This is a genomic window from Hymenobacter terrigena (genome assembly GCF_054776515.1).
Map to the genome: position 1 here is coordinate 367,513 of NZ_BAAHBU010000005.1, position 21,230 is coordinate 388,742.

The 21,230-nt window shown below is 61.5% G+C and carries 20 protein-coding genes, 1 tRNA gene and 1 riboswitch; of the genes, 15 read left to right on the forward strand and 6 right to left on the reverse strand.

Translation table 11 applies throughout. The annotated features are described in order from the left end of the window. Positions 1–109 precede the first annotated feature (109 nt). From ACYU7Q_RS20710 to ACYU7Q_RS20730, 5 genes are all read left to right on the forward strand, one after another. Positions 110–1,483, forward strand: coding sequence for a divalent metal cation transporter (locus tag ACYU7Q_RS20710; RefSeq protein ID WP_460611364.1), 1,374 nt, complete (start codon positions 110–112; stop codon positions 1,481–1,483). A gap of 220 nt (positions 1,484–1,703) precedes the next feature. After that, positions 1,704–4,133 carry a TonB-dependent receptor gene (locus ACYU7Q_RS20715; protein ID WP_460611365.1) on the forward strand — a complete coding sequence of 810 codons (2,430 nt, stop codon included), beginning with the start codon at positions 1,704–1,706 and terminating at the stop codon, positions 4,131–4,133. A 102-nt stretch (positions 4,134–4,235) separates the two neighbouring features. Continuing rightward, positions 4,236–5,066 carry a transporter gene (locus ACYU7Q_RS20720; RefSeq protein ID WP_460611366.1) on the forward strand — a complete coding sequence of 277 codons (831 nt, stop codon included), beginning with the start codon at positions 4,236–4,238 and terminating at the stop codon, positions 5,064–5,066. Between the two features lie 28 nt (positions 5,067–5,094). After that, positions 5,095–5,309, forward strand: a riboswitch (cobalamin riboswitch). A gap of 163 nt (positions 5,310–5,472) precedes the next feature. Then, on the forward strand, positions 5,473–7,449 hold the full coding sequence (locus ACYU7Q_RS20725; RefSeq protein WP_460611367.1) for a TonB-dependent receptor plug domain-containing protein: 1,977 nt from the start codon (positions 5,473–5,475) through the stop codon (positions 7,447–7,449). 42 nt (positions 7,450–7,491) lie between these two features. Further along, entirely contained in the window at positions 7,492–8,547 is a 1,056-nt protein-coding gene (locus tag ACYU7Q_RS20730) for a DUF5074 domain-containing protein (protein WP_460611368.1), read from the forward strand. Positions 8,548–8,652: 105 nt separating this feature from the next. Here the strand turns inward: ACYU7Q_RS20730 and ACYU7Q_RS20735 are convergent, their stop codons facing one another. Then, positions 8,653–8,925 (reverse strand): hypothetical protein, encoded by a 273-nt coding sequence (locus ACYU7Q_RS20735; RefSeq protein WP_460611369.1) that lies wholly within the window; start codon positions 8,923–8,925, stop codon positions 8,653–8,655. A gap of 167 nt (positions 8,926–9,092) precedes the next feature. On the opposite strand from ACYU7Q_RS20735, the gene ACYU7Q_RS20740 reads away from it, so the two are divergent. The 4 genes from ACYU7Q_RS20740 (at position 9,093) to ACYU7Q_RS20755 (ending at position 10,976) form a co-directional block, all read left to right on the forward strand. Beyond that, positions 9,093–9,695, forward strand: a complete 603-nt coding sequence (locus tag ACYU7Q_RS20740) for a thioredoxin family protein (protein ID WP_460611370.1) — start codon at positions 9,093–9,095, stop codon at positions 9,693–9,695. Between the two features lie 54 nt (positions 9,696–9,749). Then, positions 9,750–10,109, forward strand: coding sequence for a hypothetical protein (locus ACYU7Q_RS20745; RefSeq protein ID WP_460611371.1), 360 nt, complete (start codon positions 9,750–9,752; stop codon positions 10,107–10,109). 5 nt (positions 10,110–10,114) lie between these two features. Continuing rightward, the gene (locus ACYU7Q_RS20750) at positions 10,115–10,687 is read left to right on the forward strand and encodes a helix-turn-helix domain-containing protein (protein ID WP_460611372.1); all 573 of its coding nucleotides are present in this window, start codon (positions 10,115–10,117) and stop codon (positions 10,685–10,687) included. A gap of 91 nt (positions 10,688–10,778) precedes the next feature. Beyond that, entirely contained in the window at positions 10,779–10,976 is a 198-nt protein-coding gene (locus ACYU7Q_RS20755; protein WP_460611373.1) for a hypothetical protein, read from the forward strand. On the opposite strand, the gene ACYU7Q_RS20760 is transcribed toward ACYU7Q_RS20755, so the two are convergent. Further along, a complete protein-coding gene (locus ACYU7Q_RS20760; protein ID WP_460611374.1) occupies positions 10,973–11,488 on the reverse strand; it encodes a DUF1440 domain-containing protein in 516 nt (171 codons plus the stop codon). The genes ACYU7Q_RS20755 and ACYU7Q_RS20760 overlap by 4 nt on opposite strands. A gap of 113 nt (positions 11,489–11,601) precedes the next feature. Between ACYU7Q_RS20760 and ACYU7Q_RS20765 the strand changes: the two genes are divergently transcribed. Together ACYU7Q_RS20765 and ACYU7Q_RS20770 are read left to right on the forward strand one after the other, a co-directional pair. Further along, the gene (locus ACYU7Q_RS20765) at positions 11,602–13,911 is read left to right on the forward strand and encodes a B12-binding domain-containing radical SAM protein (RefSeq protein WP_460611375.1); all 2,310 of its coding nucleotides are present in this window, start codon (positions 11,602–11,604) and stop codon (positions 13,909–13,911) included. A gap of 90 nt (positions 13,912–14,001) precedes the next feature. After that, complete coding sequence (locus ACYU7Q_RS20770; RefSeq protein WP_460611376.1) at positions 14,002–15,006, forward strand: hypothetical protein; 1,005 nt, start codon at positions 14,002–14,004, stop codon at positions 15,004–15,006. A gap of 18 nt (positions 15,007–15,024) precedes the next feature. Here ACYU7Q_RS20770 and ACYU7Q_RS20775 read toward each other — a convergent pair whose 3' ends face one another. From ACYU7Q_RS20775 to ACYU7Q_RS20785, 3 genes are read right to left on the reverse strand one after another with little or no spacing between them, the layout of a single operon-like run. Further along, the gene (locus ACYU7Q_RS20775) at positions 15,025–16,071 is read right to left on the reverse strand and encodes a hypothetical protein (RefSeq protein ID WP_460611377.1); all 1,047 of its coding nucleotides are present in this window, start codon (positions 16,069–16,071) and stop codon (positions 15,025–15,027) included. A 23-nt stretch (positions 16,072–16,094) separates the two neighbouring features. Continuing rightward, a complete protein-coding gene (locus ACYU7Q_RS20780; protein WP_460611378.1) occupies positions 16,095–16,640 on the reverse strand; it encodes a GNAT family N-acetyltransferase in 546 nt (181 codons plus the stop codon). 29 nt (positions 16,641–16,669) lie between these two features. Beyond that, positions 16,670–16,939 (reverse strand): hypothetical protein, encoded by a 270-nt coding sequence (locus tag ACYU7Q_RS20785; RefSeq protein WP_460611379.1) that lies wholly within the window; start codon positions 16,937–16,939, stop codon positions 16,670–16,672. Positions 16,940–17,043: 104 nt separating this feature from the next. Between ACYU7Q_RS20785 and ACYU7Q_RS20790 the strand changes: the two genes are divergently transcribed. From ACYU7Q_RS20790 to ACYU7Q_RS20805, 4 genes are all read left to right on the forward strand, one after another. After that, positions 17,044–17,116 (forward strand) — tRNA-Gly (locus ACYU7Q_RS20790). A 328-nt stretch (positions 17,117–17,444) separates the two neighbouring features. Next, positions 17,445–18,434 carry a thymidylate synthase gene (locus ACYU7Q_RS20795; protein WP_460611380.1) on the forward strand — a complete coding sequence of 330 codons (990 nt, stop codon included), beginning with the start codon at positions 17,445–17,447 and terminating at the stop codon, positions 18,432–18,434. A 20-nt stretch (positions 18,435–18,454) separates the two neighbouring features. Beyond that, the gene (locus ACYU7Q_RS20800; RefSeq protein WP_460611381.1) at positions 18,455–19,237 is read left to right on the forward strand and encodes a hypothetical protein; all 783 of its coding nucleotides are present in this window, start codon (positions 18,455–18,457) and stop codon (positions 19,235–19,237) included. Then, positions 19,234–20,166, forward strand: coding sequence for an alpha-glutamyl/putrescinyl thymine pyrophosphorylase clade 3 protein (locus ACYU7Q_RS20805; RefSeq protein ID WP_460611382.1), 933 nt, complete (start codon positions 19,234–19,236; stop codon positions 20,164–20,166). The genes ACYU7Q_RS20800 and ACYU7Q_RS20805 overlap by 4 nt, the downstream gene beginning before the upstream one ends. A gap of 9 nt (positions 20,167–20,175) precedes the next feature. Here the strand turns inward: ACYU7Q_RS20805 and ACYU7Q_RS20810 are convergent, their stop codons facing one another. Next, positions 20,176–21,195 carry an ImmA/IrrE family metallo-endopeptidase gene (locus ACYU7Q_RS20810; RefSeq protein WP_460611383.1) on the reverse strand — a complete coding sequence of 340 codons (1,020 nt, stop codon included), beginning with the start codon at positions 21,193–21,195 and terminating at the stop codon, positions 20,176–20,178. Positions 21,196–21,230: the final 35 nt, after the last annotated feature.

Genomic DNA, 21,230 nt, shown 5'->3' on the forward strand with positions numbered 1-21,230 from the left:
AATTGCCGGACGGACGCAACTTTTTTCGCTTAATCTTGTATTTAAGGCAGTCGAAAATTATTTTTAGGCTAATCTAAAAAATGCTTCACAGCTTTATCTCCTGATTATCGTGCCTCCCGCTATTCTTCCTGATACCCAAGTAGAGACACCGGTAGAGACACCGGAAACTGGCTGGCGCCATGCCCGTCGGGGCAACTCCCTGAGCGAGGTTTTCGCCAGCATCAAGGTGCCGCCGGCCGATGCGTCGTTCTGGCGCAAGCTGATGGCCTTCTGGGGGCCGGGCCTGCTGGTGGCCGTGGGCTACATGGACCCCGGCAACTGGGCCACCGACCTGGCCGGCGGGGCCCGCTACGGCTATACACTGCTGTCGGTGGTGCTGATATCCAACCTGTTCGCCATGCTGCTCCAGCACCTGGCGGCCAAGCTGGGCATCGTGACCGGGCGCGACCTGGCCCAAGCCTGCCGCGACCATTACTCGCGCCCCATCAGCCTGATGCTGTGGGTACTGTGTGAAATTGCCATCGCGGCCTGCGATTTGGCCGAAGTCATCGGCTCGGCCATTGCGCTCAAGCTGCTGTTTGGCCTGCCGCTGGCCTGGGGCGTGGTCTTCACCACGCTGGACGTGCTGGTGGTGCTGTACTTTCAGAACAAAGGCTTTCGCATCATCGAAAGCATCGTGGCCGGGCTTATCGCGCTGATTTTCGGCTGTTTCCTCTATGAAATCATTGCCTCGCACCCTGATTGGCTGGCGCTGGGCAAGGGCCTGGTTCCGCGCCTCGAAGTGGTGACCAACCCGCAGATGCTGTACGTGGCCATCGGTATTCTGGGCGCTACGGTGATGCCGCACAACCTGTACCTGCACTCCAGCATCGTGCAAACGCGGGCTTTCCCGCAAGATGAGCCGGGCAAACGCTCGGCCATCAAGTTTGCCACTATTGATTCGACGGTGGCGCTGTTTCTGGCGTTTTTTGTGAATGCGGCCATCCTAGTAACGGCGGCCGCCGCCTTCCACGGCAAGGGCCATGAGGACGTGGCCGATATTGCCGACGCCCACAAGCTGCTCACGCCGGTGCTGGGCGCGGGCGCGGCCAGTGCGCTGTTTGCCATCGCCCTGCTCGCCTCGGGCCAAAATTCGACCCTGACCGGCACGCTGGCCGGCCAGATTGTGATGGAAGGCTTCCTCGATTTGAAGCTGAAACCCTGGGTGCGGCGGCTCATTACACGGCTTATTGCCGTGATACCGGCCCTGATAGTGGCTCTGCTCTACGGCGAGAAGGGAACAGGGCAGCTGCTGGTGCTCAGCCAGGTAATTCTGTCGTTTCAGCTCAGCTTCGCGGTGGTGCCGCTGGTGCTGTTCACCAGTAGCAAGGCCAAAATGGGCGTGTTTGTGAATCGGCCGTGGGTGAAAATCGTGGCTTGGGTAGTGTCGGGTATCATCATCATTCTCAACGTGTTTTTGCTCTGGCAAACCTTCTTTGCCTGATAATTTCTACTGGTCCCGCTGGCCGCAGCTTGCACGTGAACGCGTGAGTGGCGAGCCAGTGGGTGAGGCGGGTGAATAACTCGCCGTTGTAGTCCATCCCTCATTCCAATCAGCATTGGGCTTCACCGTTAGCATCCGCACATTCTGCGGCGCAGAATTCTTGTGCCCATTTATATCGAATAAAATATCTATGAAAATACTATTGAAATTGATTTTTTTAATGCCGCAATTGGCTTTTGCTCAGGCGTCTAGCATTGGTGGTGTAGTGCATGGTGCTACTCGCCAGCCGGTGCCATTTGCCAGCGTGGCCGTGGTGGGCACCACGCTGGGGGCCGTAGCCGACGCGGCGGGCCATTACGAGCTAACCGGCGTGCCGGCTGGGGCGGTGCGCCTGCGGGCCAGCGCCGTGGGCTTCGCCGCATGGGAACAGCGCGCCGAGGTAACTGCCGGCCAGCCCCAGACGGTTGATTTCCTGCTGCAAGCCACCGCCGCCGACCTAGGCGAAGTGGTGGTGACGGGCGTGAGCCGGGCCACCGAAATTCGGCGCAGCCCCGTGCCCATTGCCACGCTCAGCCGCCGCGAAATCAACCTCAATGCCAATACGAATGTGATTGACGCGGCCGTGCGGGGCATTCCGGGGCTGAGCGCCGTGACTACCGGCCCCAACGTTTCTAAGCCGTTCATCCGGGGGCTGGGCTACAACCGCGTGCTGACCCTCTACAACGGCCTGCGCCAGGAAGGCCAGCAGTGGGGCGACGAGCACGGCGTGGAAGTAGACGGCTACGACATCGAGCGCGTGGAAGTGGTGAAAGGCCCCGCCAGCCTGCTCTACGGCTCTGATGCCGTAGCCGGCGTAGTCAATTTGCTACCCGCTTTGCCATCCGGTCCTGAGGGCCGGCTGCGCGGCGAAGTTCTCAATGAGTACCAATCCAACAACGGCTTAGTGGGGAATTCGCTGGGACTGAACTACCAGAAACACGGTTTCCAGACCAGCTTCCGGGCCAGCCACCGCCTGGCGCGCGACTACCGCAACCGCGTGGATGGCCAAGTGTACAACACCGGTTTTCGGGAGCTGACGCTGACCGGGATGGCCGGCGTGAGTAAGCATTGGGGCAGCTCGCACTGGTACCTCACGCTCTACGACAACCAGCAGGAAATCCCGGATGGCAGCCGCGACTCGCTCAGCCGCCGCTTCACCCGCCAGGTGGCCGAAAGCGGGCTGGATGACATCAAAAACCGGCCGTTGGTGAGCGACGACGAGTTGGGGTCCTACGCCATCAGCCCGCTGCACCAGCGCATCCGGCACTACCGGGTATTCACCAAAACGCAAGTTCATTTGGGCGGCGGCGAGTTGCACCTGTTGCTGGGGGCGCAGCAAAACACGCGGGAGGAATTCAACCACCCCACCGCGCCCGGCCAGCCCGGCCTAGCCCTGCGCCTAACCACCTACACCTACGATGTGCGCTACCACCTGCCCGACTGGCAGGGCCTGCAAATCAGCCTCGGCAGCAACGGCATGGGCCAACTGAACCGCCACCAGAACGCCACCGATTTCCCCATTCCCGACTACAACCTGGTGGACGCGGGCGGCTTCCTGCTGCTGAAAAAGCCTCTGGGCAAGCTGGAGCTAAGCGGCGGCCTGCGCTACGATACCCGCCTCGTAACCTGGAATGACTTTTATATCGCCCCCAACGCGGCCACGGGTTTTGCGGACGCGGCCGAGCCCGGCGCGGTAGGAGCGGAGCTGCCGTTTCCGGCATTTCGGCAGCGATACCAGGGCGTGTCGGCTAGTGCGGGGGCGAGCTATGTGGCTACCGAACAGCTCACGCTCCGCGCCAACCTGGCCCGGGGCTACCGCGCCCCGAACATCCCCGAAATCGGCTCCAACGGCCTCGACCCCGGCGCGCACATTGTGTACCTCGGCAACCGCAGTTTCCGGCCCGAGTTCAGCTGGCAGCAGGACGTGGGCATGCTCTGGCACCAAACCACGCTGGATGCCTCGGTAGAGGTGTTCCACAACTACGTGCAGAATTTCATTTACCAGGGTCGTTTGCTGAACGAGGCCGGGCAGCCGGTCGTCATCGTGCCCGGCAACACCACCTACCAGTTCCAGCAGTCGGCCGCCCGGCTCTTCGGCTTGGAGGCCACCCTTAACTGGCGGCCCGCCGCCCTGCCGTGGCTGGCGCTCAACAACAGCGTGGCCTTCGTGAGCGGGCAGAATGCCGATGCCAGTCTGCTGGAGCGCCAGGGCGAAGCCGCGCGCTACCTTCCGCTCATCCCGCCGCTACGGGCCCGCTCCGAAGTGCGCGCTACGCTGCCCAGCGGCCAGGGCCGCCTCACGGGCACCTATTTCCGGGCCACCGTAGATGGCAGCGCCAGTCAAAAGCATTTCTACGCCCTCGACAACACCGAAACTGCCACCGCCGGCTACGCCCTGCTGGGCCTGGGGGCCGGCACCACCCTGGCTACCCCAGGCGGCCGGCCGGTGGTGCAGCTCATCGTGCAGGTTGATAACGTGTTTGATGTCGCCTATCAGGCCCACCTCAACCGGTTGAAATACTTCGAATACTACGCTGCCGCGCCCAACGGCCGCTCGGGCATCTACAACCCCGGCCGGAACGTGGGCGTGAAAGTGGTGGTGCCGTTCTAAATTAACCTTGATGTAAGACGACTGTTCAGATGGAAACAGCGTATGCGGGGCTCTCTTTCTCTTTGTGCTATGCTTCGTTTAGGTACGCTTTGTTTGTTTTTAATGATGCTAATGCACTCGGCCGTCGCACAGCAGGGCGTTGAAAACGACACGTTTCATATTGATAAACATCAATTTAACCTGTTCAATCCTACGCCGCGCAAATACATGCGCCCCATGGTGCCCGACCGGCCCGGCATTACCGAAAGTCCGTATTCGGTCGATGCGGGCCACTTTCAGTACGAAACCGATGCCCTGCGCCTGCTCACGCGCCGCGAGGGCACGGCCTACGGGCACGACTGGTACATCAACCACGCCCTGGCGAAAATTGGCCTCACCGACCGGACGGATTTACAAGTGGGCCTCGATTCCTACACCGATACCCGCAACTACGACGACGCCGACCCCGGCCAGACGGCCGTATTCCGCGGCCTCGGCGACCTGAACCTGCGCCTGAAGCACACGCTGGTGGGCGACGACGACAGCCGCTGGGCCCTGGGCCTGATTGGCTACGTGACCCTGCCCACCGGCGGCCCGCGCGGCGACGGGGCCGTGGAGTACGGGGCCGTGCTGCCCGTGGTGTACCAGCTCACTAAGCCCTGGAGCATTGGCGGGCAGGTGGCTACGCAGGTGTACTGGGACCGCGAAACCCACTCACACTACCTGCAGCTCACGCCCACGTTCACCACTGACTATCAGTTTACCAAGCTCTTTCAGGCCTTTGTGGAGCTGGTGGGCTACCGCGACGTGCGCCAGTCCTCGTGGCTGAGCTCCATCAACACCGGGGCACAGCTCGACGTGAGCGACAACGTACAGCTCGATTTCGGTACCCATCTGCCCATCACCAATTCCGTGGACCGTGAATATTTCATCGGCATGAGCTTCCGGCGCTAAGGCTTGCGCCCTGCTAAGCGTCCTTCCCGTACCTTTGCGCCGTCAAGGTGCCAGACCCCAATCGCGGGGCGCGGCTGAAAAGGGAATTCGGTTCAATGCCGGAGCTGTCCCCGCAACTGTACGCTTCACATCGGGGCGGGCCACGAATGCCACTGTTTGTCGGTTGATTATCAACTGACTGAATGGGAAGGCGGCCCGCTCGGCGGAGCAAGCCAGGAAACCTGCCCGGACATTCACAGGTTCAGCATTCGCGGAGGACGAATGGAGAAAGAGAACAGCTGGCTCGTCTTAGTGGGCCGGATTTTAACTGTTTTTCGGCCTCGGTCTGGCGCTGGTTGGCTTCTAAAAAGGAGACGGCTGCCGGCAGATTTTGAATCGAATTTTCCTGACCGAAAATTTGATTCCAATGCGTTGTTTGCTTGCTGACTGGGGCCTGACGCGCTGTGCGCGCCTGCTGAGCGGCAGCCTGCTCTGCGTTTTGCCCCAGCTGGCCACCGCCCAGGGCCGGCCCGATACGCTCACCGGCCGCGTCCACACGCTGGCCGAGGTGACGGTAGCGGCCGAGCGCACCAGCCGCTACGCCCTGGGCACCACCCGCTACGCCCTCGATTCAGCCGCGCTCAGCCAGTTCCGGGGCGCTACCCTGGCCGAGGCGCTGGCGGCCCGCACGCCCATTTATTTTAAGAACTACGGGCCGGGGCAGCTGGCTTCCGTTAGCATTCGCGGCACCACGGCGCGGCACACGGCCGTGCTCTGGAACGGGTTCAATATCAATTTTTCTTCGCTGGGCGAGGCTGATTTTTCGCTGCTGCCGGTGGGCGGCAATACCCAGGTGCAGGTGCAGGCCGGGCCGGGTAGCGCCCTCTACGGCACCGGGGCCGTGGGCGGAGCCGTGCTGCTGAGCGGCCAGCCGGCCTTCGGGGGCGGGCTGCGGGGCAGCGTGCAGGCCGATGCCGGCAGTTTTGAGCTGGGGGCGGGCACGGCCGAAGCCAGCTACGGCACCGCGCGGGTGGCCGTGCGCACCACCGCGCTCTACCGCACCGCCCAGAACGACTTTCCGCTCCCCGAAAGCTACACCGGCACGCCGGGCCTGCGCCAGCAAAACGCTGCTTTCAACCAGTGGAACGTGACCCAGGATGTGCGTTTGCGGATAGGAGAGGGCGGCCAACTCACGGCCGCCGCCTGGCTCAGCCGGGCCGACCGCCAGATTCAGGCTGTGCTGGGCCTGGCCAACCGCCACGGCCGTGAACTGGACCGGAGCACCCGCCTGCTCACCGAATACCGCCAGCAACTTGGCCGCTACGAAGGCCTGGTGCGCGTGGCCTACGTGCAGGACGGTATCCGCTACGGCGATGACACCCTGGAGCCGCAGGACTCTGACCTGCGCACCACCCAGGCCCAGACCGAGCACACCCTTACCTTCGGCCCCCGCGCCAGCCTGCGCCTGGGCGCCGAGGCCCAGCATTTCGCCGCCACCGTGGAGGGCTATGCCTCGCCCATCACCGAAAACCGCTTTGCCGCCTTTGGCCTGCTGCGCTACGACCCGCGCCCCGAACTGCGCTTCAACCTAAACGTGCGCCAAGCCGCCGTGCCCAACCAACAGCCGCCCCTTGCGCCCGCAGCGGGCCTGGAGTGGGACCTGTACCGGCGGGCCGCCCCGCTGGCTGGCCAGAACCCCGTGCGCCTGCTCACCCTCAAAGCCAGCGCGGCCCGCAGCTACCGCGCCGCCACCCTCAACGAGCGGTACTGGCCCACCGGCAACCCCAATATCCTGCCCGAAACCGGCTGGGGCTACGAAGCCGGCCTGCAGTACGAAGCCGACCTCACCCGCCGCTGGCACTGGCGCACCGAGCTCACGGCCTACCGCCAACTGGTGGATAACTGGGTGCAGTGGGTGCCCACGGCCATTGGCTTTTCGCCGCTCAACCTGCGCCTGGTGCGCACTCAGGGCCTGGAAGTGGCCACCAGCCTGCAGCGCCAGCAGGGCACTTGGCAAACGGCTTTCCGGGCTACGTATGCTTTCACCCAGGCCCGCAAGCAGCAGGGCTACGCCGCCGATGCCGAGCCCATCGGCAACCAGCTGGCTTATGTGCCGCTGCACGCCGCCACTGCCAGCGCCGAGGCCACTTGGCGCGGCCATTGGCTGCTGAACGCCACCGCCAACGCCAGCAGCTACCGCTACACTACGCCCGGTGCTGCCGACTTCCTGCCCGCCTACCTGCTGGTGCAGGCCGGTGCGGGCCGGCACTTCGACCAGGGCCCGGCCCGCTTCACGCTGCTGGTGCAGGGCTACAACCTGACCAACGCCCGCTATCAAACCTACCTCAACCACGCCATGCCGCCCCGCTCCTTCATGCTGAGCCTACGGGTAGCGAAGCGCTAGGATTTTCGTTACATCAACCTCTTTTTTTCTAACCCGTTTTCGATGAAATACCCCACTACTTCTCCGCGCTTGCTGGCTGTTGCGCTGGCCGCCTTTGCCCTCACCACGGCCTGCGACCCGAAGAAAAATGAGACGCCCGCGCCCGCCGTCACCGTCACCAATTCGGTGTATGTGGTGAACGAAGGCAATTCCAACGGCGCGGTGAGCCTGTTCGACAAGGCTACGAAACGTGTGCAACTTGACCGGTTTGCCGATGCCAACAGCGGCCGCCAGCTGGGAGCCATTCTGCAGTCGATGACCGTGGTGGGCGATAATGCCTACCTGATTGGCAACGGCACCGATGCCATTCAGGTGGTGAAGCTGGCCGATTTTAAAGCCCTGAGCACCATCACTGGACTTTCGCAGCCGCGCTACCTGGTGGCCGCTTCTGCTGACAAGGCTTACCTGACGGAGTGGCTGGGCCGCTACCCCAACTACACCGGCCGCGTATCGGTGATTGATTTGAAGACCAACGCCGTAACCAAGCAGATAGCCGTGGGCAACGCCCCCGACGAGATGCTGCTCGCGGATGGCAAGCTGTACGTAACCGCCACCTACGGCAACGCCCTCACGGTCATCAACACCAGCACCGATGCCGTGGAAAGCACCATTGCCATGCCCGACGGCCCCAAAAACATTCTGCGCGACGGCAGCGGCAACATCTGGGTGCTGTGCAGCAAGTACAACTCCGGCACCGCGCCGGCCACCGACTACCTCGTGCGCTTTGCGCCGGGCAGCACCGCAGCCGCCCAGCAAACGCGCATTGCCTTCCCCAATTCCTACACCAACGGCAACCTGCGTACCAACGCCGACGGCTCCAAAATCTACGTTTCGCTGGGCTCGGGCACTTACGTGCTGGACAAAGCCGCCACTGCGCTGCCGGCCACGCCGCTCATTCGCCGCAATTTCTACGGCCTGGGCATCGACCCGCAGGACAACACCATTTACGGCGGCACGGGCTTCACAGGCAGCGACAAAGTCATTCGATACACGGTGGCCGGCGTACCCATCGACAGCTTCAGCGTGGTGACCGGCCCCAACGGGTTTGTGTTCCGCTAAGCCACGGTTTTCATCCTCCTTCTCCTTCTGCAAAATCGGAAAAGGCCCGCCCCGGAAGGAGCGGGCCTTTTTGTGGGCCTTGTGGTAAAACCGAAAAGCCGAAACCTAGTCGGCGATGCCGTCGTGGTTGCGGTCTTTGGCTTCGCCGGCGGCTTTGTAGAGGTCTTTGCCGGTCACGCGGTGCGTGGTGTCGCGGGAGAGGCCGGCCGTGGCCGAGTCGCCGTTGGCTACGCCGTCGGTGCCGGCAGCGGGGCCTTTTTTGGTGTAGCCGCGCTCCACGTTGGTGTCGCCTTCTTTGGTGCCCGAGCTGCAGGCGCTAAAGGTGGCGGTGAGGGCGCAGGCCACGGCGAGGGGGCGGAGGAAGTTTTTCAGAGACATGAAAGAGCGAAGGTGAGGAGTAAATAACAAGCGATGCCGCAAGGTAGAAAAATAACCGACCCGCGCGCAACCCGAACCACTGGGCGCGGGTACGGTTGTACCGGCGCGGGCCGGGCCAAGGTTGCCCAAAGCCGCGCGTTCCCGCTTCAATTTTCTTTATTCGCCTGATGTCCAATTCGCTTTCTGCTTCGTTGCCCGCGCCCGGGCCAACCTACACTTACCCGGAGTTCCGGGCGCTGATGGGCACGCTGGCCACCGCCGGCCGCACCACTGGCCCCGAGCAGTTGCCGGGCCTCATCCGCTACACCGCCCAGAACCAGCAGCACCTCGACACCGCCTACGCCCGGCCCTTGCTGCCGGCGCTGGTCGAAAAGCTCCGGCAGCTGCCCCGCCCCGAGCACTGGCTGGTGCTGGGCGAAACCTGGTGCGGCGACACCGCCCACTCCCTGCCCATCCTGGCCCACCTGGCCGAAGAAAGCCAGGGCCTCATCGCCTTGCACGTAGCCCTCCGCTCTGAGCATCCCGAGCTCATGGCCACCCACCAGACCGACGGCAAAAACAGCATCCCCAAGCTCATTCGCTACGACGCGGCCACCGGCGCCGAGCTGGGCACCTGGGGCCCACGTCCGGCCGAGGCCCAGCTGCTGAGCCACCAGCTGCACGCCGATAAAACTTTGCATACCAACCAGGTAGTAAAAGGCATGAATATGTGGTACGAGGCTGATAATGGCCAGTCCATGCAGCACGAGCTGCTGGCGCTATTGAGCTAAGATTGGGGTTGAATCAAAATTTCCCCTATTTTCACCTTCCTAATTCCCGATTATATGCCCTTACCGCTGCGCCATCGCCTTCAGAAACACGTTGCCGCCTGGCCCTGGCGGCGGATGGGCGTGCTGGCCGGCGTCAGCCTGTTGCTGGCACTAATGCTGGTGGGGTATTTGTTTGGCATAAGTGACCATTTCTTTGGTCGACTTTTTTTTGCGTTTCTCGTATTGGTCTGGCTGCTGGCCGTTACGTTCCTCGCCGTGGTGCCCTTCGTCACCTGGGCCACCGCGCATTGGTTCGGAAGCGGGTGGGCCGAAGTCTCGACGCCGGCCCCGCGCCCGCGCCGGGCGGCCCCCGGCGCATCAGCAGCGCGTTCTATTTCTCCACCGGCTGCCTCACGGCGGCCCCAAACACGTTAAAGCCCTTGAAAACTAACCTACTGCACATCAAAAATATGGTGTGCCCCCGGTGCGTAGAAGCCGTGCACAACCTGTTGGAGCGCGCTGGTTACAGCCCCAAAGCCGTAACGCTGGGCGTGGCCGAGCTCGACGAGAACACCCCCGCCGACCCCGAAGACCTGGCCCCGCTGCTGCAAGCCGCCGGCTTCGAGCTGCTGCGCGGCCGGGCCGAGCAGCTCACCGAACAAATCAAAGGCACCCTGGCCGAGTACCTGGAGCACCTGCGCACGGCGCGCTCGCCGCTCACCACTTCGGCTTTTCTCACCGACCGGTTTGCGGCCACCTACTCGCACCTGAGCAAGGTGTTTTCGCGCACCGCCCACCTCACCATCGAGAAATACCTCATCCGCCTCAAAATCGAGCGCGTGAAGGAGATGCTCAGCTACGGCGAGCTGACCCTCAACCAGATTGCCGACCAGATGCGCTACAGCTCGGGCCAGCACCTGAGCAACCAGTTCCGCCAAGTGACGGGCTATTCAGTGAGCGAGTTCCGCCGCCTGATGCTGCCCGAGCGCATGTCGCTTGATGCGCTGGCGTAGAGCACCACCCTTCGGCAATAAAAAAGGCGGCTTCCCAATCTGGAGCCGCCTTTTTTATTTAGGTTTGCCGCGTCACTACCCACTTCTCCTGATGTTGCTCGCTATTCTGCTGCCCGGCTTGTCCATGATGGTCAACGGCCATCTGCTGAAAGGTATCCTGTGTTTTGTGCTTCAGATAACGCTGATTGGCTGGATTCCGGCGGCTATTTGGGGCGTGGCATCGCGCAGCCAGGACCTGGCCGAAAAGCGCCACCGCGAAACGCTGGAAGTACTGCGGGGCAGACGCTAATGGGGGGGTGCTCCGGGCCGCCGGCCAGCGTAGAAGCGGGCGGCGCGCAGGGCAATGGGCAGCCCGATGCACAGCATGAGAATCACCAGCCCAATGGCCGCCGGCTCGGGTTTGAGGGGTGGTACCGCCACCCGCGAGCTGGGCAGCACCACCAGGTTCATTATCAGCCAAACCACCAGCCCGTAGCCAAGGCCGGCCAGCACCGGATACCGTAGCAGCACCGGCAGCCGCGGGCTCAGCCAATATAAAAACACGGCAAACGCCACCGCAATGCAGTAGTGGGCCACCAGGCCCAGCACGGCCATGCCCGGGCCGCCCGCAAACGCGGCCCGCCCAACCAGCCCGCTGGCCACAAAATACAGCACGCCGACCGGGGACTTGTGCGTCGTCAGCACGTATTGGGTGCATGCCGCGGTGATGTCGAGCGTGCCCGCCAGCAAGCCGGTTACGAGCGCCGCGCTGAGCCAGCCGGCAGGACGCTCGGCGGCGATGGGTGAGGGAGAAGTTTCCATGCAGTAAAATAGGGATTTTGTCTGAAAGTCATGAGCCACTCGGCACACCGGCTGTCAGGCCCGACCTTTGCCGGAAATGAACCCCGGCCGGCTGCGCCGGGTTAGTCTCCACTGTGTCGAACCACTCGCCCCGCATCCTGCTCCTGACGCCGCCGCTCACGCAGCTCAACACCCCGTACCCGGCCACGGCCTACATCAAGGGTTTTCTGGGCGGGCGCGGCTACGATGTGACCCAGGCTGATATGGGTTTGCAGCTGGTGCTGCGGCTGTTTTCAGCGGCCGGACTACAGCGGGTTTTTCAGGAAATTGAAGCCGGGAATTTTGACCTGAGTGACAACGCCAGGCGCATGCTGCGGCTCCAGAACCGCTACCTGGCCACCATCGGCCCGGTCATTCGGTTTCTCCAGAACAAGGACCTTACGCTGGCCCCACGCATTTGCCACGGCCGTTTCCTGCCCGAAGCCAGTCGTTTCGACAACGTGGCCGACCTCGAAACCGCCTTCGGCACCATGGGCCTCACCGACCAGGCCCGCCACCTGGCCACGCTCTACCTCGAAGACCTCGCCGACCTCATCAAGGAAACCGTGGGGCCGCACTTCGGCTTCTCGCGCTATGCCGAAAAGCTGGCTCTCTCCGCCACCAGCTTCGAGCCCCTGCACCAGGAGCTGGCAGGCGCCCCCAACCTGCTCGACCGCATGCTGCTGGAGGAGTTGGAGCCGCTTTTGGCGCGGGTGCAGCCGGATGTGGTGGGCTTCACCGTGCCCTTCCCTGGCAACCTCTACGGCGCGTTGCGGCTGGCGAAGCACATCAAGGAAATCAGCCCTGAAACGATGACCGTGATGGGTGGCGGCTACCCAAACACTGAGCTGCGCACCATTCAGGAACCCCGGTTTTTCGACTACATCGACTACCTGACGCTGGACGATGGCGAAGGGCCTTGGCTGCGGCTGCTGGAATATCTGGGCGGCTTGAAAGAGCAAAAAGCTCGTGATGCAGAGCACAGCTCAGTAGCTGGCATGCTGGCATCGGGCAAAGAAGTGGCTGATGGTGTGCATTGTGCGTTGCAGTCCGTGCTCTACGCCCAGGACCCCAGCAGCCTGCTACAGCGCACCTTCCGCCGCAACGCGCAAGCGCAAATAGAATACATCAACCACCCTTACCCCGACGTGCCGCATGCCGAAGTGGGCACGCCCGACTACTCCGACCTGCCCCTCACCGAGTACCTCTCGGTGCTGGAAGTGCTGAACCCCATGCACCGTCTCTGGAGCGACGGCCGCTGGAACAAGCTCACCGTGGCCCACGGCTGCTACTGGAAGCGCTGCTCCTTCTGCGACGTGACGCTGGACTACATCTCGCGGTACGAAACGGCCCCCAGCACGCTGCTGGTGGATAGAATCGAGCAAATCATTCGGCAAACCGGCCAGACCGGCTTTCACTTCGTGGACGAAGCCGCCCCGCCACTGGCCCTGCGCGACCTCGCCATCGAGCTGCTGAAGCGCCGCGTGGCCATCACCTGGTGGGGTAATATCCGGTTCGAGAAAACCTTCTCGCCCGACCTCTGCCGGCTGCTGGCCGCCTCGGGCTGCATCGCCGTTTCGGGCGGCCTGGAAGTGGCGTCGGATAGGCTGTTGGCGTTGATGGAAAAGGGCGTGACCATCGCCCAGGTGGCCCGCGTCACGGACGGATTCACGCAGGCCGGCATCATGGTGCACGCTTATCTGATGTACGGCTTCCCCACCCAAACCGCCCAGGAAACGGTGGACAGCCTCGAAGTGGTGCGCCAGCTGTTCGCGGCCGGCGTGGTGCAGAGCGGCTACTGGCACCGCTTTTCGATGACGGCGCACTCGCCCGTGGGCAAGAACCCCGCGAAGTACCAGGTCGAAGCCATCGGCCCGGAGCCCGCCGGTTTCGCCTGGAACGACCTCTGGCACGACGACCCCCTCGGCACCGACCACGAAGCCTTCGGCCCCGGCCTAGCCAAGTCGCTGTATAACTACCTGCACGGCGTGGCGCTGGATGAGCCCCTGGCCCGCTGGTTCGATTTCAAAACGCCGCGCCCCACCACCCCACGCCACCTGGTGCAGCAGGCCCTGCAAGCATCCGACAAGCCCGATTTCGCCCGCCAGAACCAGCGCCTGTTCTGGCTCGGCAACGCCCCCGAAATCCGCCTCGAAGCCGGCAAAAAAGCCCCCCGCGCCGTGCTCACCTGCTACGAGCAGGCCGAGGATTTCGAGGTGAAAACCACCGAAGCCGCCGGCCGCTGGCTGCACCAGCTCCTCACCCAGCTCAGCCAGGATTTCGACACCAAAGTGCTGTTGAAGGACGCCGCCGCCACTTTCCCCACCACCGAAGGCTCGTTCGAGGCCTTCCTGCAAAGCCCGGCCTGGGCCCTGCTGCGCGAGAAGGGCCTGCTGCTGCTGTAGCGTCGGGCGTGGCCGGCCCCCGGCAGTATCTTCGGTAAGGCGTTAACTTTCGGGTGGTTTACTGCTTGAATTTTATTCGCTTTGCTAATTATGATGCACCCTCTACGCTTTTTGCTGATGCTGCTGGCCGGCTGCCTGCTCTTCCTCACCGCCTGCTCAAAAAAAGAAGACCCCGCCGCGCCGGCCCCCGGGGGCATCAGCGGACAGGTGACCCCGGCCAATGCCGTGACCACTGTAACGGCAGCTGGTCCCGGCGGCACCTCCGCCACGGCGGCCGTGACCACAACGGGCACCTTTCAGTTTACCGGCCTGGCGGCCGGCTCCTACGTGCTGAGCTTCGCCCCGGCGGCCACCTACATCGCCCCGGCCCCGGCAACGGCGGTGGTGACAGCGGGGGCTACCACGCAGGTGCCGGCCGTAGCCGTGCAGCAAACCAGCGGCTCGCTGAGCGGCACCATTGCGCCCGCTGGCGCCGTCACGCTCGTGACCGTAACCGAGGCCACCACCCGTTTCAGCGCCACGGCCACGCCCACCAGCACCGGCGCTTTCTCGTTCCCCAGCCTCCCGCCCGGCAACTACTACGTGGAGTTCAACGCCACTTACCTGGGCGGCATCACGACGTTTGCGTTTCTGGCTTACTACCCGCCCAATACGCTGGCCAACGTGGCGGTGGTATCGGGGCAGAATACGGCGCTGCCGGTTATCACGGCCGTTGCCACCCGCCCCAACAAGCTCAGCACGCCCAAATGGCGCCTCACAGGCTACTTGTACGATGAGGCTGGTGCGAACGGCGCCGTGGACGTTTATGCGCAGATGGCCGCCTGCGAACGCGACAACTTCTACCGCTTCAACATCCCAAACCAGTTAATCAAAGACGAAGGCACGACCAAATGTGCGGCTTCCGACCCTCAAACCGTGACCGGCACCTGGGCCTTCGACGCCAACCAGAGCAACCTCGAAATGAGTTTCCCGGGCGTCCCACCAGCCAGCTATGAGCTCCTGGTGGTGAATGAAACCAGGCTTCAACTGCGTGGGCACGGCACCACTGCCAGGGGCGCGTCGTACATTACCATCCTTGAGTACGCGGCCTTTTAGCCCGTGGGTATTGCCCTGCTACTTGCCCTGGAGCCATTCTACCACAGCACCGGGCAGGCCCGGCCCGAAGGCTCCGCCGCCCGGCAGCAGCAAATCGGGGCCGGTGGCGCGGAAAGCCAGCACGGCCGCGCCGCGCCGCCCGCCCAGGGCATTGCGCATGGCGGCCGCCCGGGTTGTGGCTCCCGTTCCGCCGTACAGGCCCAGCAAGGGCATTTTGCGGTTGCGCAGCTCCCGAAACGAGGCGCGGGTATTGGCATCCACCGCCGGGTTTTGGGCAATGAAAAAGGCTGTCCGGGGCGCGCCCGGTCCGGTCAGCGCCGAGGCCAGCGTGGTCGCCCGGCTGCCAGCTGCCCACGCCCCCACGTTGGCCGTGTCGGCCCCGGCGGTGCCGCGTAGCAGGCGCAGGGCGGCCTGTAGGCGTGGCGTTTCATCGGCGGCCGTGGCCGAATCGGCGGGCGGGAGCAGCAGCACGATGAGGCCTTCGCGGGCCAGCGCATCGGCCCAGATGGCGGCGGTGGGAGCCGTTTCGGCATCGGGCAGCAGGGCCAGGGCCGCGCCGGGCGTGCCCGTGTCGGCGGGCGCAAACAGCCAGGCCGAGCCGTTGGCCTGCGGCACTTCTTCGGTGTGGTAGGCGCTGGGTGTGGGCACGCCACGCTTCACCAGAATGGTGGTGGCCTTGGTCGAATCCAGCGTGAGAATGCCGCGCCAGAAGTCGCCGTCCAGCGTCAGGGCCAGCGTCTGGCCGGGCCGGGCGGGCCGCGTCAGGCGCAGTTGGTTGTTGCTGAAAACAATGGTGTCGGCCACGAAGCTGAGCGTGCCGGGGGCAGTGAATTCGGCCTCATAATGGCCCGGGCTGGGGTGGCGAATGTCGAGCGCGGCCCGCGCCTCGGGCTGCCCGGTGGCGCTGAGGCTGCCTTCGTAGTGTCCAACCGGGGGCGTGGTGGCTTCTGCCGTTTGCTCGTGCTTGGGCTGGCACGCCGTCAATAATATACCCAGAAACGCGCCCAGCAAAGTGCCCCTTTTACGAAGGGAATAGAGATTAGTCTGGCGCGTAATAGCTGGCATAGGCATTCGTAAAAGTAGGCGCTTTAGCGGCCGGCCATGCCCTTGCGCAAAATCAGGTCCGTCTGCACGTCCTGGCCCAGCCGGAACTCGTGCTGGCCCACCTCGCGGAAGCCAAACCGCTGGTAAAAAGCGCGGGCCTTGTCGTTTTTCTCCCACACGCCCAGCACCACGGCCGTGCAGTGCAGCTGCTCCGCCAGGGCAAGGATGCCGCGCATCAGGGCCGCACCCAAGCCGGTACCCTGCCAATCGTCGCGCACATACAGGCGCTCGATTTCGAGCCGGCCGGCCGCATCCTGGCCTTCGGGCAATCCCAGTGCTGAGTTGTCGCGCAGCTTGGCGTAGCCCACCAACTCATTCTGCATATGCGCTAGCAAAAACGTGTTTTCGCGGTCCTGCAATTCGGCCATCTGGATATCCGGGCCGAAGTTCTCGGCCAGATACGCGGCCATATCCGCCGGGGTATTGGTGGCGGCGAAGGTGTCTTGAAACGTTTGGCGGCCTAAATCGGCCAGTTGGGCGGCGGTGGCGGTATTGGCCTTGGCCAGCGAGATGCGCAGAGGAGATGACATGGCGCAAAGGTCGCGTTGCCGCCGCAGATTTAGAGAATTTCGTCGGCGTTGGGATTCCGATGCGCACTGGTGCCGCGCCGCATCCGCAAGCCCAAACGCATCAGCAAGCCGCTGGCCAGTAGGCCCACCAGGTTTACCGACAGCATCAACGCGGAGGGGCTTTCCGGGCTGCCCGCATTCCAGGAATAGGCTCCTACAGCTACTTTCAACAACAAACCAATGCCCAAAAGCACGCCGCTAAATATCAGCAGCAGGCCTACCAAACGTTGGGTAGCAGGAGGGAGGGGAGGAGTGGCCATTATCAACAGTGCATACGATGCCCGCAAAGGTGGGGTTGGCCGTTTGCTTTTCCGGCGTTGCCGTTTCGGTTCTTTGGCGTAATTTCGTGGCACCAAGTATTCCCGCGAGAGTAGCTCAGTTGGTAGAGCATCAGCTTCCCAAGCTGAGGGTCGCGAGTTCGAACCTCGTTTCTCGCTCATTGATTAACAGCCATTTAGCTTCATTGCTAGGTGGCTGTTTTAGTTTCAAATTACACGTTGAATTACACATTTATATGCTAGGTTGCTTCGAGTACACTATGTGCTCATGTTAAAGTAAGACTACAGACCGCCTTCGTCCATCTACTACCCGCTCTACAAGATAATTGTTCACGCCCTTGGCGCTCAGCATATCAACCGTATGGCGCTTGTCGCATCCGCAAGCTCACGGGTCAATATTGTATTTAGCTGCGACTATGTGCTATTTATCGAATAAATTAAGCCTACTTTGTCGCAGCAGTACCACACTACCCTACACTGCTCTGATATGCCCATGCTTCTACCCAGCCTTGACGTTACAGCGAGCACCGTTGATGACCTGATGAAGGTCGTACTAACCGCCTTACTAAAAGGGCCATTTTCTATAGTAGCCACTCGCGGCGCTACCTCTGAATCTATAGGTTGCCGGTTACACCTCACTAATCCTCTGGCCCGGCTCAGTCGCACAGAAACTAAAGGAACCCTATTCAGCGCCATCGGCGAATTGCTCTGGTACTTGGCTAAGCGAAATGACGTAGCCATGATTTCATACTACCTAAAATACTATCGCCAACTAGACCCTTCTCTGCGTGAAGTGGATGGCGGATATGGCCCTCGGCTGTTCAATTTTCGCGGACAGTACGACCAAGTAGCTAATATCATTGAGTTACTGCGGCGCAAACCAACTTCACGTCAAGCAGTCATCCAGCTTTTCGATGCCGAAGATGTTGCCAGCGGTCACCATGAGGTGCCATGTACCTGTACGCTGCAATTTCTATTGCGCGACGAACGACTGCACTTAGTTGTGCATATGCGCTCCAACGATGCCTACCTAGGATTACCCCATGACATATTTACGTTCACAATGCTCCAGGAACTTGTGGCACGTTCGTTAGGCACAGTTCTAGGCAGCTACTACCACTTCGTGGGCAGCATGCACCTGTACGATAATAAAATTAATAAAGCTCAGCAATATCTTAATGAGGGTGTACAGCCCACCACGCGGGTTATGCCGCCCATGCCTCTCGGTGACCCATGGCCTGCCATTGGTCAGGTAGTAGCAGCCGAAGAGCGCATTAGACAGGGAGGCGGCCTCGACTCGAATGACTTAGCTTTATCCCCCTACTGGCTGGACTTACTTAGGCTACTCCAACTCTATCATTTGAGTAAGACAGCACCAGCGAATAACAGCAATTTAGTAGCAGCAGCAGCCGATTTGAGTACCAATGTGTTCGATACTTACGTGAACAAAAGGGCTGGCTTCGTTGTGCGAACGTGATGAGTGGTGTGCTTGAATTTATGACAACGTTTGCCCTACTGCCGGCCGCCGCCGAAGCGCAGGCAGAAATTATCCCATGGGCTTGTCCTGTGCCATATTTCGGCGCATTGGAAAGTGCCACAGTCGCAACGGTCGGTCTAAACCCTAGTAACCTCGAATTTGTGGATGCGCAGGGAATGGCTCTGCAGGGGGATATGCGCAGATTTCCAACGTTGGAACAGATGGAACTCACCAGTTGGGCGCTAGCTACGCCTCATCACGCCAGCATAGTAGAAGCCGCTTGCGCTACCTATTTTAACCGCAACCCTTACGACCGCTGGTTCAAGCCCTTGGATTATTTAATTTCCGGCCTGGGGACTTCCTATTATTTTCCGGGGGAGGGTGCCTGCCACCTTGACCTTGTGCCGTACGCAACTAGTTGCAAATGGAGCGCACTGACTGCGCGGCAGCAAGCGTCATTGGCTGCGCTTAACGTTGACGTGTTGGCACGCTTGGTGCAGCAGTCCGCGCTGCAAACGTTGGTGCTGAATGGTCGGGCAGTGGTGCGCCAGTTTGAGTCTATGGCGGGCATCACACTTAACTGTTTGCCAGTCGCTGCCTGGGCACTGCCACGCCGCAGTGGGGTTCCAGTGCCGGGTTTTGCATACGAAGGCACAATTACGATGCTTGCTGGAATTAAACTGGGCCGCCCGGTGCGCGTACTCGGCTATAATCACAACATACAGAGTAGCTTTGGAGTTACAGCGGCTTTTCTAAAATTGCTCCGCAGTTGGATTGCTCACCATGCTTATGTTTCCAAATGAACCGCAAGGATATTCCGCAAGCCCAGGCCCTTGCCACTCGGCTTTCGCGCTTTACCAATCCAGCTCTACCAGGAGTACAGTTACCCGCCAGCCTCGACTGCTTGGCGGCTCAACTGATTGACAGTATCAAGCGCGTGCGCTACGCCACCGTTATTGGACAGCGGCGTATCCAAGGTGCAACGGTAGCCGATGCTGCCTCCTCCTCATTCAATCCAATTGTGGCTGCCGTATGGCAGCACCAGCATGGGAACTTAGAAGAAGCCTGCTGGCTGGTTTTTCTATCTACGCATTTCGGTAAGAGCAATCGTCGCGGCTGGGGGTTGCTACGGGCCGTGTATGGTGACTTAGGCAGTGGCAACCCTTGGACCTGGGCCCGCGTGAGCACCGACCTTCAAGGTTTCCGGCGGTGGCTGGTCGCCAACGAGGCTACTTTGCGCCAAGCGGGCAGTTTCGGCAACCACCGCAAATACGAGAGCTTGGTACCACCCGGCACCGGTGCCGGCACGGCTGATACGGTTGCCGGTTACGTTAGCTGGGTGAAGGACGCGGGCGGCCATGACGCACTGCACAAAGCGGCCCAAGCTGCCGGCACTCCTCAACAGGCGTTTGACTATCTGTATCAGGGACTAGAAGAGGTCCTCAGGTTCGGACGCACTGCACGTTTTGATTATCTCTGTATGCTTGGTAAGCTGGGCATTGCTACCCTAGTACCAGGCTCAGCATATCTACATCAAGCTACTGGCCCCCTTCGTGGTGTCCGTCTGCTATTCGGAGGCGATGTCAACTCCAACTTTAGCGCAACAGCATTAACGAATGACCTAGCTCAGCTTGAAGTCTACCTCCAACTACCATTCGGCTTTCAAGTGCTAGAGGATGCCCTTTGCAACTGGCAGAAGAATCCGGTGACCTATACCCACTTTTCGGGCTAGCCTCAGTGCTTATTCTGGCCATTCGTAGCGCCGCTTGTAGGTATTAAGTTTCTGATGTGGGACGCGGCCTAGATGTTGCAACTGACCAATTACGATGCCAGGCGACGTGCCTGCTTCAATAGCAAAGGTGACGATGCCGCGCCTAGTTAAGGGCAGGCGTGGCAGGCGCGGGCGCAAAGATGGGGGAATAAGCAAGTCGGCTGAAAATGAATTAGCTTCTTCTTCCTTGCGCTCGTCCCAAACATCTTTACCCGCCCCTTCTAGAAACAGTTCGTTGGGGCCGTGCAGCAGCAGATGACCTACCTCGTGGAAAAATGTAAACCAAAAATGGTCGTCCGTTAGGTGACGGAAGCTCAGCATAAGCAATGCCCGGTCGGGTGACACAAATTTGGTTGCACCACTAGCCACGCAGCCCGCTGGGGCCCGCGCTACTACAACAGCTACTCCGCAGTCAGCGCACAAGGCGATTAGTTGAGGCAGGAAGATGGCTGGGTCCTTCTGCTTGGTTAGACGCTTGATTGCAGGCAACTGGCTGTTTAACAGCGTGGGATTCCAGGGCTGACAGTCACGCCGCTCGGCCTCAATTTCACCGTAACGAAGCCATGCAGCGACTGGGCCAGGCTGCAATGCAAACGTTGTAGAAGTATGAAAGGCCGCTGCCGTCAGCGGCGTGGCGTATCGTCTCTGCCATGCCGCCAAGTTGGCTACATTAAAGTATCGTAGACATTCCTCTATTAAGTCAGTTGCGTTCGAAATCCAGCCGGCCCGCACCATATCTTTGGTAGGCAGCGACTTCACCCAACTTTGCAATTCCTGCCGGCTTAGACGCTGCTGTGCGTCTTGGTATTGCCCTTCGCGGCGAATCCAGAAGTCTGTTGACGCACCCAGATGTTTAGCTAGTCGCCTTGCTACTTCTTCCGTCAGCGGAGCAGTACCGCCGATTAGCCCCTCGGTGTAAGCGATTGACCAGCACATCTGCTCTGCGAAGGCGTCCACGGAGAGTTGCCGCTCGCGGAGAATATCGACCATGGTAGCGCCTGGGGGGCAGGCCCAAGCGGGCTGGA

What these genes read in the sequence shown, in the direction of transcription:
- ACYU7Q_RS20715 (WP_460611365.1), top strand. Translation starts at nt 1,704, where the DNA reads ATGCCGCAATTGGCTTTTGCTCAGGCGTCTAGCATTGGTGGTGTAGTG.
- ACYU7Q_RS20720 (WP_460611366.1), top strand. Translation starts at nt 4,236, where the DNA reads ATGATGCTAATGCACTCGGCCGTCGCACAGCAGGGCGTTGAAAACGAC.
- ACYU7Q_RS20725 (WP_460611367.1), top strand. Translation starts at nt 5,473, where the DNA reads ATGCGTTGTTTGCTTGCTGACTGGGGCCTGACGCGCTGTGCGCGCCTG.
- ACYU7Q_RS20730 (WP_460611368.1), top strand. Translation starts at nt 7,492, where the DNA reads ATGAAATACCCCACTACTTCTCCGCGCTTGCTGGCTGTTGCGCTGGCC.
- ACYU7Q_RS20735 (WP_460611369.1), bottom strand. Translation starts at nt 8,925, where the DNA reads ATGTCTCTGAAAAACTTCCTCCGCCCCCTCGCCGTGGCCTGCGCCCTC.
- ACYU7Q_RS20740 (WP_460611370.1), top strand. Translation starts at nt 9,093, where the DNA reads ATGTCCAATTCGCTTTCTGCTTCGTTGCCCGCGCCCGGGCCAACCTAC.
- ACYU7Q_RS20745 (WP_460611371.1), top strand. Translation starts at nt 9,750, where the DNA reads ATGCCCTTACCGCTGCGCCATCGCCTTCAGAAACACGTTGCCGCCTGG.
- ACYU7Q_RS20755 (WP_460611373.1), top strand. Translation starts at nt 10,779, where the DNA reads ATGTTGCTCGCTATTCTGCTGCCCGGCTTGTCCATGATGGTCAACGGC.
- ACYU7Q_RS20760 (WP_460611374.1), bottom strand. Translation starts at nt 11,488, where the DNA reads ATGGAAACTTCTCCCTCACCCATCGCCGCCGAGCGTCCTGCCGGCTGG.
- ACYU7Q_RS20770 (WP_460611376.1), top strand. Translation starts at nt 14,002, where the DNA reads ATGATGCACCCTCTACGCTTTTTGCTGATGCTGCTGGCCGGCTGCCTG.
- ACYU7Q_RS20775 (WP_460611377.1), bottom strand. Translation starts at nt 16,071, where the DNA reads ATGCCAGCTATTACGCGCCAGACTAATCTCTATTCCCTTCGTAAAAGG.
- ACYU7Q_RS20780 (WP_460611378.1), bottom strand. Translation starts at nt 16,640, where the DNA reads ATGTCATCTCCTCTGCGCATCTCGCTGGCCAAGGCCAATACCGCCACC.
- ACYU7Q_RS20785 (WP_460611379.1), bottom strand. Translation starts at nt 16,939, where the DNA reads ATGGCCACTCCTCCCCTCCCTCCTGCTACCCAACGTTTGGTAGGCCTG.
- ACYU7Q_RS20795 (WP_460611380.1), top strand. Translation starts at nt 17,445, where the DNA reads ATGCCCATGCTTCTACCCAGCCTTGACGTTACAGCGAGCACCGTTGAT.
- ACYU7Q_RS20800 (WP_460611381.1), top strand. Translation starts at nt 18,455, where the DNA reads ATGACAACGTTTGCCCTACTGCCGGCCGCCGCCGAAGCGCAGGCAGAA.
- ACYU7Q_RS20805 (WP_460611382.1), top strand. Translation starts at nt 19,234, where the DNA reads ATGAACCGCAAGGATATTCCGCAAGCCCAGGCCCTTGCCACTCGGCTT.
- ACYU7Q_RS20810 (WP_460611383.1), bottom strand. Translation starts at nt 21,195, where the DNA reads ATGGTCGATATTCTCCGCGAGCGGCAACTCTCCGTGGACGCCTTCGCA.